Annotated in this window: 12 protein-coding genes and 1 pseudogene; 9 read left to right on the forward strand and 4 right to left on the reverse strand. The window is 38.0% G+C overall.

The genetic code is table 11. The annotated features are described in order from the left end of the window. Window positions 1–99: 99 nt before the first annotated feature. Both JW841_17270 and JW841_17275 read left to right on the forward strand, forming a co-directional pair. Complete coding sequence (locus JW841_17270) at window positions 100–444, forward strand: hypothetical protein (GenBank protein ID MBN1962686.1); 345 nt, start codon at window positions 100–102, stop codon at window positions 442–444. 36 nt (window positions 445–480) lie between these two features. Continuing rightward, window positions 481–1,275, forward strand: coding sequence for an HNH endonuclease (locus JW841_17275; protein MBN1962687.1), 795 nt, complete (start codon window positions 481–483; stop codon window positions 1,273–1,275). A gap of 36 nt (window positions 1,276–1,311) precedes the next feature. On the opposite strand, the gene JW841_17280 is transcribed toward JW841_17275, so the two are convergent. Further along, on the reverse strand, window positions 1,312–2,841 hold the full coding sequence (locus JW841_17280; protein ID MBN1962688.1) for a tetratricopeptide repeat protein: 1,530 nt from the start codon (window positions 2,839–2,841) through the stop codon (window positions 1,312–1,314). A gap of 77 nt (window positions 2,842–2,918) precedes the next feature. Here JW841_17280 and JW841_17285 point away from each other — a divergent pair, with 77 nt between their 5' ends. Both JW841_17285 and JW841_17290 read left to right on the forward strand, forming a co-directional pair. Continuing rightward, a complete protein-coding gene (locus JW841_17285) occupies window positions 2,919–4,010 on the forward strand; it encodes a hypothetical protein (protein ID MBN1962689.1) in 1,092 nt (363 codons plus the stop codon). A gap of 226 nt (window positions 4,011–4,236) precedes the next feature. Then, a complete protein-coding gene (locus JW841_17290) occupies window positions 4,237–4,470 on the forward strand; it encodes a hypothetical protein (protein ID MBN1962690.1) in 234 nt (77 codons plus the stop codon). 47 nt (window positions 4,471–4,517) lie between these two features. Here the strand turns inward: JW841_17290 and JW841_17295 are convergent, their stop codons facing one another. Beyond that, window positions 4,518–5,591, reverse strand: a complete 1,074-nt coding sequence (locus JW841_17295) for a thioredoxin domain-containing protein (protein ID MBN1962691.1) — start codon at window positions 5,589–5,591, stop codon at window positions 4,518–4,520. A gap of 67 nt (window positions 5,592–5,658) precedes the next feature. On the opposite strand from JW841_17295, the gene JW841_17300 reads away from it, so the two are divergent. Then, on the forward strand, window positions 5,659–6,843 hold the full coding sequence (locus JW841_17300) for an FAD-dependent oxidoreductase (GenBank protein ID MBN1962692.1): 1,185 nt from the start codon (window positions 5,659–5,661) through the stop codon (window positions 6,841–6,843). A 155-nt stretch (window positions 6,844–6,998) separates the two neighbouring features. Continuing rightward, entirely contained in the window at window positions 6,999–7,190 is a 192-nt protein-coding gene (locus tag JW841_17305) for a hypothetical protein (GenBank protein ID MBN1962693.1), read from the forward strand. Between the two features lie 227 nt (window positions 7,191–7,417). Here the strand turns inward: JW841_17305 and JW841_17310 are convergent, their stop codons facing one another. Beyond that, window positions 7,418–8,359, reverse strand: a complete 942-nt coding sequence (locus JW841_17310; protein ID MBN1962694.1) for a UDP-3-O-acyl-N-acetylglucosamine deacetylase — start codon at window positions 8,357–8,359, stop codon at window positions 7,418–7,420. 646 nt (window positions 8,360–9,005) lie between these two features. Here JW841_17310 and JW841_17315 point away from each other — a divergent pair. The 3 genes from JW841_17315 (at window position 9,006) to JW841_17325 (ending at window position 13,710) form a co-directional block, all read left to right on the forward strand. Next, window positions 9,006–9,848, forward strand: a complete 843-nt coding sequence (locus tag JW841_17315; protein MBN1962695.1) for a hypothetical protein — start codon at window positions 9,006–9,008, stop codon at window positions 9,846–9,848. 107 nt (window positions 9,849–9,955) lie between these two features. Further along, the gene (locus tag JW841_17320) at window positions 9,956–13,105 is read left to right on the forward strand and encodes a hypothetical protein (protein ID MBN1962696.1); all 3,150 of its coding nucleotides are present in this window, start codon (window positions 9,956–9,958) and stop codon (window positions 13,103–13,105) included. Between the two features lie 353 nt (window positions 13,106–13,458). Beyond that, the gene (locus JW841_17325) at window positions 13,459–13,710 is read left to right on the forward strand and encodes a hypothetical protein (GenBank protein MBN1962697.1); all 252 of its coding nucleotides are present in this window, start codon (window positions 13,459–13,461) and stop codon (window positions 13,708–13,710) included. Window positions 13,711–14,344: 634 nt separating this feature from the next. Here the strand turns inward: JW841_17325 and JW841_17330 are convergent. Continuing rightward, window positions 14,345–14,731: pseudogene (locus JW841_17330) on the reverse strand (group II intron reverse transcriptase/maturase).

Below are 14,731 nucleotides of genomic sequence, written 5' to 3' on the forward strand. Positions count from 1 at the left end.
CGACCAAGTGCTAAAATTTGTTGTTGTTTTATTTCGCTCAAAACGTTGCTCATTATCGCGCTAGGTCAAAGACTAACGCGTCGGTCAACGTCTCGGCTTATGGCTTTCTATATGGCCGGTTTTGAAGTGAAACTGTATGGCCGGTTTTGGGTGCTAACTGTGGAAGTAACGGCTGAGCTGCTGGCGCACCTAGCTGAGGTTGATGAGCGCAAGATTTATTTAGAACAAGCTTGTTCGTCTTTGTTTAGTTATTGCATCGAACGTCTTGGGGCTACTGAAGATGAAACCGCTAGGCGTATTCATGCTGCGCGTTTAGCACGGCGCTTTCCGGTAGTTTTTGAGCTAGTTGCTAAAGGTGAGTTGTTTCTTTCAAGTATTAATTTGTTAGCGCCATATTTACCTCAAGAGGTTAACCCACAAACAGCTCATGAGTTAATTGAATAAGCTCGCCGCAAAACTAAACGGCAGGTTGAACAACTATTGGCTATTCGTTTTCCTAAAGCAGATGTTGCAAGCACCTTAGTTAAATTGCCGATAAAAACGCAGGCATCATTATTGGTGAGTACATCACCATCAACCGCAGCAGCAACTACAACGCCTACTAAAACAACAACGACTTTATTGCCATCAAATATATCTAGTAGCGCAGCAACGCCTTCATTAGCTCCTGTTGCAGCCACGCCGCAGACGCGCTCGTTACTAACCCCGTTGTCAGCTTCTTCTTTTAAATTACAGGTAACCTTAAGTACGAAAGGTCGTGATAAGCTTTTGCGTGTTAAAGCTCTACTACGTCACAAGCTACCTAAGGCTGAGCTAGGTGATGTTATTGAACTTGCACTTGAACGCTTATGTCTGCAGCTCGAAGCAAAGAAGTTTGCCAAACCAAAACACACCGTCACCAAGCAACTGGTTAACAAAAATGCATCTAGTGCTAAAAGGTACGACCAACATGGCCCGGCGCATGTCGAAAATAATACTAACAAAAAATGTCACAAACAAAACTCGCGGTACTTACCGAAGCAATTGCGTCGCCAAGTGGCCGAACGCGATCAGTATCGTTGTACTTACATGGCGAAAGACGGTCAGCGCTGTTCAGAAACAGCTGGGCTTGAATACCATCACGTTTTGCCTTATGCCCAAGGTGGTCAGGTCTCAGTAAACAATATTCAATTACGCTGTCGGCAACATAATTTGCATCAAGCGGTAATAGATTTTGGCGCTGCAAAAGTTAGAGAAGCGATTGATAAGAGTAAAAAGCGGTGCCGGACGACATAAATATTATATATAAAACAAATTCATCAACTTATTAGACTAACAACTATTTTTAAACCATATTATTACAATAATAACTACAGTCACTATAAATATTTGTAAAGAATAAAACCTTCTTTCTTTTATTTGTGTCTCATCTAATATTTCAATCCCCATACGTTGCATTGCTTTATCAAAGCGATCAGGTTCTTCATGTTTTTCTCCTGCCTTTTTTATATTTTCGTGTAGCTCAGCAACTATATTTATATCACCTAAAGCTCGTGCGATATGTTCGGCTTTATTATAGAACCATATAGAATCTTCATAGTTCCCTAAATGATAATGTACGCTACCTAAATTAGCTAACCGTAATAGTTCGCTACGTTTATCACCATATTGTTGCGCGACTGCTAACAATTTCTGCAATTCTGGCAGCGCTAAAGTATCTTCTTTATTTTTAAGATATATAGTTGCTATACCAGAGTGCCATACCCCTTCATGGTATTTATCCTTTAACAAACGTGCCTGCCTTAAGGCTTTTTTATAATATCGCATTGGTATTTGATTTCTTGGGTCTCTAAGAAATGATAATTTCATATGTGCTACAGCTAAATTACCATATAGTAGCATCAAAAGTTCGCGATCCTTGTTTCTCTTTGCAATTTTTAATGCTTGTTTAAAATAATCAATGGCGCGCACGCTGTCTTCATAAGCATTACAAGCCAAACCGATATTATGCAAACACCAAGCTTTAGTTGATTGTTCAACATTATCATCAATTAAAGTTAGTAGTTTTTTATAGTAAGACATTGATTTAGCAAAATCACCAACCGTAAATGTTAAAGCCCCTAAAATCTCGTGTTTTTTATAATCTGAGTTAATATCAATCCATTCATTGATCATGGGTTGCCATTGAGGTAATGCTATTAACTGCTTATCTTCTTCATATGGTTGTTGAAGCAAATTTTGCCAAAGCTTTTCTACAAATTTATTAGTATCACAATATATACGTAAACCCTGATACCTATTAAAAGGATTTTTTTCTTTGCATACTTCAATATTTTCAACTTGTTCTTGTGTTGTATCATGTTGCACCAAATATATTATCCTTTTCACATCAAACAAGGTACTAATACTTTCATTGATATCAAATACATCACTACAACTATACCCTAGTATAAGCATCGACTGATCTTCATTATTTCTTCTGTCGTTACTAAATATTTTCTCAATTAGTCTTTTGCGATGAATTGAGTTTTCTCGACTAGCAATTTGTTTGATGCTAATGATCATACTTGTTTTATTGTGATAACTACCATGTGTCTTAATTAGTTTTTTCTGGTCATCATCAAGATCGCATTTTGTAAAATGCGTCTCTTGATAATATACTTGTAGATCATTTGTTTTTTTACAGTGTTGCTCATATGCTTGTTCAATAAGCATATCAAAGTTAGTAGTTATAACAATTTTCAGCAAATCGGCTGCCAGTAAAGCAGCAAATAACTTATGGTTAATGCCTGGTTGGCCTATACCATAGATATTTAATAGACTATCTTGTGCACTGCGACTATGCTCAATTAGAGTTTGCATAATTAATTCAAATGGCACCATGTGCTGCTGCTGCTACACTATTGACGTTTTAATCACCTGATCTTATTGCACTATATATGCATAAATTAGTCACTATCTTATTGTTGCTATCTGCCACGCCAGCTTACCCTTGCGCAACGTTTGCTTTGCCTGACAATAGAATGCCTGATTTTAAAAAGGCACAACCGCAAACCATACCAAACACAATTATTGCTAAAAGCTATGAATGGCATGATGAATCGGGTTTAGTTTTTATTAATAAGCGCGGAATAAAAAAACAGTCATTAGTACTCTTACCATCTGATAAACCCGCTACTTGGCAAAGTCGTTTTGCTAGTCTCACGTTTAATCAATATGGGCGTGAGTTTCCGGTGGGAGGAATAAATGAACAAGGTATTGTTATTGAAGCTTCAATACTGAATCTAACTCAGTATCCAAAACCAAATAATTTACCTACAGTTAATGAGCTAAATTTCGTACAATATTTGCTTGATCAAGCAAAATCTACAGATCACGCAATAGAATTAGCTAAAAAAGTTCGTATTACACCAATTTACGCCAAGCTACATTATTTTGTTTGTAGTCCTGAAGGAAGTTGTGGAGTGATTGAATTTCTTGATGGTAAATTAATAACTTCAAGCGGTGCATTTATTGAATCTCCAATCGCTCTTACTAATTCACCCTTTAAAAAGTGTTATAATGCTTGGGCAGAGCGTAATATGAATATAACTGCCATAAAATACTATCGTTTCATTAATTTATATAAGCTTATTATTAATGCAATCAAATCTAAAAATAACAACATTACTACTGCTTGGAATATTCTTAAATGGCTAACTTCAAATTCATTTAGTCCCATGCAATGGCAAATTGTCTATGAGGCTGGTGAAAAACAAGTGCACTTTCGCACTCGCGAACATAAATCTATAAAAACCGTTAACCTAAATAACTTTGAACTTGATTGTAATAAACCAGCTTTAATAACATCACTTATCAGCGATGCTACTGGAGATATTTCAAAATCATTTACGCCTTATACTCAAAAGGCTAATTATATCTTAGTTGCAAATTCATTAAGATTACTTGATAAAAATATTTCTCAAGAAAAAATTAGTCTAATTGCAAATTATCCACAACAGTTCAAATGCATGCTTAATAAAAACGACTAAAACGCTCGCGGATAACCATGCACCTAAATATTAAATATCTTGATTATTTTTTCTTCACTTTCTTAAGTTTTTTTATAAACTCTGCAACTTTTGCTGCTACCCACGATTCTATTACTTTACATAAAATTTGGCAGCGGCCTATTGAATTACGTGGAAATAATCATGTGCTTGTTTACCCTTAATTAAAAACGATCAGATATTTATTTGGTCAGGCGACTTACAAGAATTGCGCCAAACTCTTGTAAGTCATACCTACTATTTACTCATTCTCGACGCTGCTAGTGGCAGCTTACTAGGTCGCCACCAAGCTAAAGATATTGAAAAAATTGTTCTCTCACCACCAGTAGTACATAAAAATTTTATTGTCTACACAACTGGTGATCTACTTGAAGCCTTCAATATTCGCCGCAAACAATCAGCAGATCCTAAAAATATTGATATATTTCCCCTTAAAAAATAGCCGCAACAAATTACTTTTTAGTAAGGTATACGTGAATATACTAATCATTACTGCTTATGTATTTCTTTTGCTGCACGCTTTATTGCTGTGATAACTTTTTCATCTTTTTGCAAACCTTGAAATCTAGTTTCGCCGATATAAAAAGTCGGCAATGCTGTAATATTTGATTGCTTGCCGCAGGTATAATCGTCAGCTAAGCGACTGTTGGTGCTATTTGAATGCATACAAGCAGTTAAACTATTCTTATCAATACCTAATTGGCTAGCGTTCATTTGCAACGCCGGTAAAGATAAATCATCAGCTGAAAATAAAATATCAACCATTAATTCACCACGACCAGCTGCTTCTGCACAAACTGCCACCCGTGCAGCGTCCGCAGCATATTTATGCATAGCTAGAGGAAAATGTTTGCGCACAGCACGAATAGGCTTACCTAATTCTGCGCTCATCGTTTCAACTATGCGATTAAGTGCGAAATGCTGAGTGCGACAATATGGACATTGAAAATCAACAAACTCAACTACAGTGATAACGCCAGTATTTGCCTCCCGCACACAAGCAGATATTGGCTTTGAATTATTTTCTGAAACTGCGGGTGGCTGAGTAACTAAGCCAAAAACAAAAGGTGCACCAAAACCTATTAAAAAAAGTGCACTAAAACCTAAACGGCCACGCTTAGTAAGCGGTGCTATTGGCTTTCTATTTAATAAGACCAAAACCGCAATACTCAGCTGAGCAAAATCACCAATACAACAATATTTGCAAAAAGCTTTAATAAAAACAGCTTGCTCAATAAATAGTGCAATACCCGTAAACCCACCCAAAGTTGCGGCTAAAGTAAGTAAGCGACGAGCAATTGGTAACTGCAAGTGTAATAATATTAAAATAAACAAAAAATAAGTGACAGCAAAAACCGGTGTTGGAATACCTGCAATATATGCAAAACGTGATGCTCTAACTAGATCACAACCTTGGCCTGGTCCACAAAACATATTTGATGTTTGGGTATAATCCCATAATAAAACTACACTTGCACCTAAACCTACAATGGCTAAGGTTCGTAAAATCCAATCAATAAGCGCATTATGCGCAGAAATCTTTGAATTCGCAGTAGTAAACATGATGATTAGTCATTATATACAATCCCTATCACCTATCTGGAAGGTTTTACAACCGACATAAATGTAAATGAACGACATAATAATCATTGGCGGTGGTATTAGTGGCATGAGTTTAGCGCATTTCTGCGCTGCTAAGGGATACCAAACTCTCGTTATTGAAAAAGCACCGCATTTAGGAGGTTGTATTCATTCATGGTACCCATTCAGCGATTATTGGGTCGAATTGGGCACTCATACTTGTTATAACTCGTATGTTTCACTTTTACATATAATTGAACAATTAGGTCTGCGTAACGAAATAACCGCTCGCCGAAAAGTTTCTTTTCGCTTGTTAATAGAAAACCAAATACACCCAATTTTAAATAAATTATCTATCAAAGACATAATGCTGCGCCTTTGGCGCCTGTTGTATCAGCGTAAAACCAATAAAACCGTGCGTGAATTTTACGAACCTATTGTTGGAATTCAAAATTATAAAAATGTATTTGCATCACTATTTGCTGCAGTAATTTCACAACCAGCCGAGCAAATTCCTGCAGTAATGATTTTTAAAAAACGTCATCAACGAAATAGCAAAATCCCTCGCAGTTTTACTATGCAAGGTGGCTTATCAACCATTATTGATGCTATTGCAAATCATCCTAAAATTAGCACTCACCTCAATACTACAGCTTTAAATATTACACGTAATGGCAACGAAATGATTGTCCATACTAAAAATGGTGAAAATATTAGCAGTCGTTTTGTCGCACTTGCAGTTTCACCACCAATTGGTGCGTCGATAATCAAAAAACTCTCACCTACAGTAGCATCACTACTTAAACAAATTTCCATTACTGAAATAGCTACTACGGGGATAGTTGTACGAAGCCAAACTACCACCCTTCCGTTAGTTGCTGGTCTAATACCAATCAATGGAGATTTCTATTCTATAGTCACAAGAGACACGGTATCTGACTCCCGATACCGTGGTTTTGCATTGCATGCTGATGCTATGGTTAGTAATCAACAGCAGTTGTCAACATTGGCAGATATCATTGGTATTGACACCTGTGAATTCTTAGAAACCACAAATTATCAAGCTACGTTGCCATCACCTCGTATAGGTCACCAAAAAATTATTGCTGATATAGACCATGCATTAAAAAAACTTCCGCTGTTAATCACTGGAAACTATTTTGAGGGATTTGCCTTAGAAGATTGTGTCTTGCGATCAAAACAAGAATCAAACAAACTAACAGTCGTTAAATAGGGGGTGTCCATATTTGCATACCTCTTTACTTACTCTGACCATGTTGTCTCAGCCGTGACGCAGATCACGTTTTGAAATATTTAAAATCACTAATATTTTCGGTTAACTTGTAAATGTCAAAGGTTGGCATTAACTTTGCTATAGTATTATTCGCCATGATTAAAACAAAGACTTTTACATATATTGTGTTGCTATTAGTGGCTTTTGTAATTGGTCTCTTTGGCACACTGGCTGTTAGTCATGCTGTAATACAAAAGTGGGGTGTTCAATCTCAAAGTATTGAACAGCCTGCATCAAATCAAACTACACCAAAAATAAATAATGGTGTTAATACCATTGAATGTTAAAAATAAAATACAAATCGAAATAGCTAAAACCGATGGTATAAAATCACCTCTAATTTAATCACCAGTTATTATATCAGTCATCTCTAAGTATTTTTTGATGCATGACAAAGCAAAACAGCGATAGCAGGGGGTGTCCCTAAATAACAAGAGTTCGCCATAGTATACTGTGACACCAGTGTTTTAAATTATAATACGAAGGCTAAAAACAAATTATTTGATAAATGAGACTAGGCTATACTTTGGTATGGTTCAAATAATGCAAAAGCGCCTTCCCCAAGTGCTGCTACTTGCTCTGATTGTCGTACAGCTTCAACAATCTCATAGTTACGTGGATCAGCTAATACAGCTCGAACAAGCTGCGTATTTAATGTGTGGCCAGGACGTTGTAAGGTTAGCTTGCCAATTACCGGCATACCAAAAAGGCTTAAATCACCAATAGCATCAAGTATTTTATGGCGTACAAATTCGTCTGGATAGCGTAAACCCTCAGGGTTTAAAACCCTATAGCCATCGATAGCAATAGCGTTTTCAAGTGAAGCGCCACGAGCTAGTCCTTTTGCTTTTAAAGCCTCAACATCTTGTACAAAACCAAATGTGCGTGCTCGCATTAGTTCGCGGCGAAAATTGGCCTCTGTAAAATTAAATCTCAAAGGCGTTGGTGCAATTAGTGGATGGTCAAAATCTAAACTACAAGTTATGCATAATCCTGGCCCAGGTGATAATTTTGCAAATTTATTACCATGTTGCACTTTAACTTCACGTTTTATGACAATAAATCTCTTTGAACAGCGTTGCTCTTCTATACCAGCGGCAGCAAGCATCTCAATAAAAGGTGCAGCGCTTCCATCAAGAATCGGAATTTCATCACCATCAACAAGCACTTGTAAGTTATCAATGCCTGCGCTGGTTGTTGCAGCTAATAAATGCTCTACAGTACCTATTTGTATACGTGAACCATTAACCCCGGAAGCCAAAGATGTTGCTAAGGTGGTATCACTTAAGCAGGCAATACTAGCTTTAAGTTCTACGTGGTTTTTTTTGTCAGTGCGAATGAATAAAATCTGGCTATTTTCGCTAGCCGGTAACAGTTCAACACGTACGCGACGACCGGAGTGTAAACCCACACCAGTGCAACTGACTTTTTCTTTTATTGTTCTCTGTCTGATCATTCACGTTCCTAAAGTCAGAAGCTTTCCATAACAAAAAATAATGCTACTCATTAGATAAAGCAGCAGCTAGAAGCAGATATCCAAAAAACGTGCCAAGTTATCTGTATAGCTGTTTCATTATGTAATCTTCTTGAAATATCTCCAATTTTACATCTCATTAAGTTTTTTTGCAGCTTCTTTTTATTACAGTTTCTGACATAACCGTCAGGTATTATACTTTATTGCGTCTCTTATAATCCGAATTATTGAGAATCAGGGGGTACCATAAGCAAGCAAGTCACTCAAGAATATTGTTGTTTTTTTGCATATAGAATAAAAAAATTATTGGTACGTCTAACAAGAATAGCCACTATGACATTTGTGACATGGGAAATGTCTTTTACACTACCACAACCCTATTGATAACTTTTTTTCCTTTTATTTTAGGTGGTTACGTTTATATTCATTAGTAATTGATTAAAAACTTGGTAAAAAAATAAAAAAACTTATCTATCGTTTCTTCTAATAATATGTATATGCTTAGCGGATCATAAATATGAATAGTATGCGTAAATATAGTCGTCGCAGCTTTATCAATGGAAGTAAAAAACGTACTTTAACATACCTTAACATAAAATTTCGTAGTTATCGCAGTAAGGAGTTCCACATGAATAAAGTATTATTGATAATACCCTTTATTTTTGGATTTAGCTTTTGGCTATCTGCATGTGGCAATAATAAAAAAATTGAAGACACTTCAATTACCGACCCTAATAATGAAAATGGCAATGAGTCTGGTAAGCAAACCGGAAACGAATCCGAAAACCAAACCGAAAATGAATCTGGGAATATTTGCGTAAGTGGCAAAACTCGTTGTGAAAATAATAAAATTGAAACCTGCGATGGTACTAATTGGTCGGTGACTAATGATTGTACTGCAAGTCAAAAAAAATGCAGCAATGATGCTATCACTTGTGAATCCGTATCATGCGACACTGATTTTAACTCTGACAATGCTTGTGGGGGTGAATTAACAGGTACCTGGCATCTTGCTGATATATGCGTGAATACTGATGAATTGGCGGCATTATTCTCACAAGCTACTTGTATTGTAAAAATAAATAATGTTGTAGTTTCTGACATAACTGGTACAGCTGTATTTAGTGGTACCACAGTGCAAAGAACGGTAAATGCCACCGCACAAGTGCAAGTTACTTATCCTTTATCATGCTTTCCAAGTTATCAATGTGTTTATTTTGGTCTCTTAATAGATACCTTTATTAACACAGCTGCTGCTACGACTTGCTCCGAAGATAGTTCGGGATGCAATTGCACCATAACGCTTGCTTTTAATGAAAATAGCGATGCAACATACGCAACCTTAAATGGTACTATGACCATCAATGAAAAGAGTACGTACTATTATTGTGTTGATGGTTGGCAAGTGTCTTTTCGTCAATATGGTAACAATGCTGATGAAAGCAGTTTTACTCAAGTCTATGTTCGATAGTAACTCTTAATAATTACCTGGCCGCTATAACAAATATATATTAAAGTCTTTATTTGCAGCGTCGAGCTTTTTTTATACATTCTTTCATATTACAAAGGTGTAATATTATGATTATCAACCAACAACTTAAAACTTGTCACAAATCAATATTGCGTTTTACGGTCAGCATAATCTTTATTAGTAATTTAATATTTGCTAGCTGTAGCCATCATGGCACTAATATGGCCACTGTTTCTTTAAGAAAAATCAATATTCGGCCTGATTCAAATCCAGTATTAAAACGTGAATTTGGCTCACTACCAGCGGCACAAGAAAAAATTATAGAATTAAATGTGACATCGATACAAAAGATAGATGCACATATTTATATTGAAGCGCGCGATCACCAAAACTCAAATGAGTTTAAAATGTATTGGCCGTCACAACCAATTATATTAAATATAATAAACAATAAAACATCATACAACGGTATAGCGGTAACTACTCCCAATGGAGTAATCATTCGTTTAGCTGCAGAACTTAAAGATCTTGTTAGCCGCCATATTAATTTACAATATTTGCCATCTTCTTATCTCAGCAGCAATAATGTCATTACGAAAACCCCTCCAATTATTAAAGTAGTAGTTTCAAAAATTTCCCCTACTATTGTTGATTCTACTGAAGCTATTGCGTCACCGATGCAAAGGTTTTATAAGTCGATTGCTGAGGCATTTAGTAAATTAAACTCTGGTGCTATTGGGCCAAAACCTTTTTACACTTTTGCCTACAATCGTCTAAATGCTTTAAGTATCGCAACTCAAAAAAGTCAACGCTTAACGGCAAATTCTCTATCAAGTAATCGCATCCAACGCGCAAAAATCGGTGATCTAATGAGTTTATACACAGGTTGGCTATCAGTAGAAGAAGCACTGCAAACCGATCGCGCCCTTTTATTTCGTGGTCCCTCCACCGCAATGCAAACTATAGCCCTATCAACGCTTAAAGAAGTACCGTTAACCGAGCATCCCTGGAATAAGATGCTTACTGAATTACCTAACAAACCACAGCCAATAGCTGACCCCCTTTCGGCATATGTTCCCAATGATGTTGCTTATGTACATTTTCATGATTTGCGCACCCTTGTTCTTTTAATGAATGATGTCGAGCAATGGGCTTCGCCTCTAGCACAAATCATTGATAACAAACCTGGTGCTACCCATTTTGTGCAACGCTATGAACAACAGCTTGCTATTGAAAAAACTGGCTTAGCCGAAAAACTTGGTCATATCGCGGCTGATGGTATTGCCATGGTTGCTAGCGATCCCTTCTTTCGTGAAGGCACAGATGTATCGTTGCTTTTTAAAATCAAAAATCAAACTATACTTGAAACTGCTTTAAATTATTTTAGTAAGCGTGCACGTGAACGCCGTGGCGATGCTGCAATATCATCATATACAGAGGGTGGTTACACAATACATCTGCTAGCCACTAAAGACCGTGATATTTATCAGCACCGTTTACAAATTGATGATGTATTAATTATTTCTAATTCTCGTTCGGCAATCAAACGCTTCATCGCTGTAAAAAATGGCAAACTAGCACGCCTGCAAGATTCTGGTGATTATCTTTACATGCGAGCACTTTATCCTTTTAATAAAGATAAAGAAGATGGTTTTGCTTTTATTGGTGATGCTTTTGTTGCACATACCATAAGCCCACGCATAAAAATATTGCAATCACGACGTATGCAGGCACAAGCAGATCTTGCAACAGTTGGCTATACAGCGTTATTGTATGGTTTGCTTGAAGGTAAACCACCAAAATATATTAAAGATATTTTAGATGCTAGTTTGCTTCTACCCGAAGAGTTAGTACATGCTGATGGTTCTAATATCAATTTAGACATAAAGCATGGGACTAATTCACCATGGGGAACTCTATCACGATTAGTACCTCTTGCAGAACTTACTATCGATAAAGTCACTCCTGAAGAAGCACAGGCTTACCAACGTTTTAGCGACACCTATCAACGCAATTGGACAGGTTTCATTGATCCGATTGCTGCTAGATTAAAACGTAACGCTGATGGAAAAATTGTTGAAATTGATGCTCGTATGCTACCCCTTATCGATCAATCAGAATACAACGACCTAATACGCATTGTTGGTCAACGTTATACATCGCATGCACCGCAAAGCTCTGGCGCCTCAGTCACTTTGGCGATTGGCGCCGAAGCTAAGCTGCGTCGACAACTTGATAAGCTAAGCCGAAAAATGACTTCTAGCCGTGACTTAAACTTAGGCTGGCTCGGTGATTGGGTTGCAATAGGCACTGCTGATCGCAGTGGTCTTTGGGATGCAATGTTATGGTCACACGAAATTCCTACCTTACAAAGTAGCTCTAATATTCGCGATGAAGCACGTACCAAAATGAAAGATATTCTTGGGCATCTGCCATTTTATGTAAGCGCTCACATACAAAATAAATTAGCGTTTGCAGCAACTCTTGTAGCTACCCGCGGTTATGCTGATTCTGCAGCAGCCGGTATGTTCGAATGGATGCAAGATAAACCATATCGTTCAATACCAATTACCCTAATTCAAGAACCTCAAGTTAAAAATGATGATGATAGTATTCATCGCGATGTACAGCGCTTTGGCATAAAAATTTATTATGCTACGGTTGCTGATATCTTCATTGCTGCATTAGAACGTGAGGTTATTGAAGAACAAATTGATGATATCCTAGATGAATTAAACGCCGAGGAAAAAATTAAAAAGGCACAGCAAAAAAATAAGGCCGATAACAACGCACAAACTCCTAATCAACCAAAAGAAGGTGAAATGCAAGCTAGCGTATCCATACGACCTATAAGTCCTAATGGGTGGCTAATAAAAAGTCTTGCTGGCCTTTTAGAAAAATATAATCTACGCAGTAATCAAGACGCCTACAGAACTGTCGAAATCCTTATGCAAAGCTTAAAAATAGATCCAACTAAGCAAGAAGATTTACGAAGACTTGGGCTGGCTTATTTTGGTTATGAACCTCGCTTTGCAAGTGGCGGTAGCTTTAAATTAAGCGTTGATGGTCAACTAACCCATTCAATATATGGTTCAAATGCTAATCCTGTACTCCCGGATCTTCCGGTCAAAAATGCGCCGGTATCTTTCGCTTTTGAAGATTTAGAAGCATTAAAAATGAGTGTTAGTTTTGAAGGTGAAGGCAATCACCGTGGTTTACATACAAATATATTATGGCATCATAAAGCTAAACGCTAAGACATAACCTCCCCAGCCCTACTTATGGCTTACTTAAGGTGCCTTATATAAAAAGGTACCAAACACCTTAGCCCCTAGCCATATAAGCCAAGGCTCTGCAAGCTTTATTAGGTGCTTTTAATGGTGCTGCATTTATCCCTATTAACGCTTAAGTTTTTAAAGGGCGACCTGAATATTTACTTTAATTCATACTAATTTTTTTAGTTATCTCAGCCACATGTTTGCCTTGAAAACGTGCACCGGGCTGTTAATGGCCACCAGTAAACGGGTCAAAATGACACTTTTAGTCGCCGCAAGAAATTAGCCTGTCGTTAAAGCAGGAATTTTAGTTAAAACCGCGGCTTGACCATACAATGGCGACATCACCACTATACTTCTTTGACCTAGATGATGCGCCACAACTTGCGGCTGTCGACATCCTCGACCATGTTCTTTATGTCACCGAGCAGGCTTTGTTATGCACTCATTGCGAGTTAGTTGCCGGTGATGAGCCACAATCAGCCAATGTAAAACTATGGATCGCGGATACTATCGTTGAACAAATGAAGGCTGTGCGTCGAAGTATTAGTGCTTACCGCCAAGTTATTGCTCAGGATCACGAATAGTCTGGCTGCTAGTTGATATTTCGGCCGACAGTGTTTCCTGGCGCATCACCCGTCTGGTTGGCGTGGTGTGATAATAAAATACCAAACCTTAATAACCTTATGTAATTTGAGCACCGATCCATGTCCGCTTTCGGTCGAAAGACCACCTTAAAGATCTGATGAAAAAGCGTGAGAATTAACACCAGAACGAAAAGACCGTAGCCCGGTCGCTTACCAGAATACCGGTGCAGGAGCCGAACAGCGGCTTGCTGCTCTCGGTGCTACCATCCAGAGCTATCTTGAATACCGTCACCAGATTCGTGGCGATGGTCCATAGCGAGCTCAACTTGCCGCCCGCAACGCGAACGCGGATCAGCTCGCCAAACTCACCGCGTAAAGTTCCATAAACCCGTCACCACCGCTAAGCCGATAAGTCAGGCCTCAGTTGAAAACTATCGAGTTGCCTTTGAATCAACGTGGCGAACCTTAAAAACACCGCCATCTTTAGCTGAGTGCTGACCGCTGAAAGCCGAAAAGCACTTAGCACCAGCACAGATTTCATGAAAAAATCTTGCCGCTGGGCAAAGAAAACCACCGTTAGTAATACAAAGTCCATTGTTTGACGATCATTTTTTTCGGTGGTAACTCCCTGCAATTACTTAGGGCGCAATGAACGTTTACAAAAATTGCACAACACTATGCTTTGCTCTGGTAATTGTCCTGACTTCTGGGTGAAACCTAAGAAGTGTCGCTCTTTAGGACGAGATACAGCACTTTTAGCACGATTTACTTTAAGACCTAACCGCTTCTCAATAAACCGTACAATGCTAGCCATCACACGCTCGCCTGAGCGTTTGCTACGCACGTAGATATTGCAATCATCTGTGTATCGTACAAAGTGGTGACCGTGACGAGAAAGCTCATGATCAAGCTCATCAAGCACGATGTTGCTTAGCAATGGCGATAGTGGGAACACCTTGCGGTGTTCCTTTATCATTGCTAACCACTACTCCCTCTGGCATTACCACTTGCGCTTTGAGCA

The organism is Deltaproteobacteria bacterium, assembly GCA_016931625.1.
GTDB lineage: Bacteria > Myxococcota > XYA12-FULL-58-9 > XYA12-FULL-58-9 > JAFGEK01 > JAFGEK01.

Excerpts from the sequence above, each read along its gene's own strand:
- JW841_17270 (MBN1962686.1), top strand. The coding sequence starts at position 100 with ATGGCTTTCTATATGGCCGGTTTTGAAGTGAAACTGTATGGCCGGTTT.
- JW841_17280 (MBN1962688.1), bottom strand. The coding sequence starts at position 2,841 with ATGCAAACTCTAATTGAGCATAGTCGCAGTGCACAAGATAGTCTATTA.
- JW841_17285 (MBN1962689.1), top strand. The coding sequence starts at position 2,919 with ATGCATAAATTAGTCACTATCTTATTGTTGCTATCTGCCACGCCAGCT.
- JW841_17295 (MBN1962691.1), bottom strand. The coding sequence starts at position 5,591 with ATGTTTACTACTGCGAATTCAAAGATTTCTGCGCATAATGCGCTTATT.
- JW841_17300 (MBN1962692.1), top strand. The coding sequence starts at position 5,659 with ATGAACGACATAATAATCATTGGCGGTGGTATTAGTGGCATGAGTTTA.
- JW841_17305 (MBN1962693.1), top strand. The coding sequence starts at position 6,999 with ATGATTAAAACAAAGACTTTTACATATATTGTGTTGCTATTAGTGGCT.
- JW841_17310 (MBN1962694.1), bottom strand. The coding sequence starts at position 8,359 with ATGATCAGACAGAGAACAATAAAAGAAAAAGTCAGTTGCACTGGTGTG.
- JW841_17315 (MBN1962695.1), top strand. The coding sequence starts at position 9,006 with ATGAATAAAGTATTATTGATAATACCCTTTATTTTTGGATTTAGCTTT.
- JW841_17320 (MBN1962696.1), top strand. The coding sequence starts at position 9,956 with ATGATTATCAACCAACAACTTAAAACTTGTCACAAATCAATATTGCGT.
- JW841_17325 (MBN1962697.1), top strand. The coding sequence starts at position 13,459 with ATGGCGACATCACCACTATACTTCTTTGACCTAGATGATGCGCCACAA.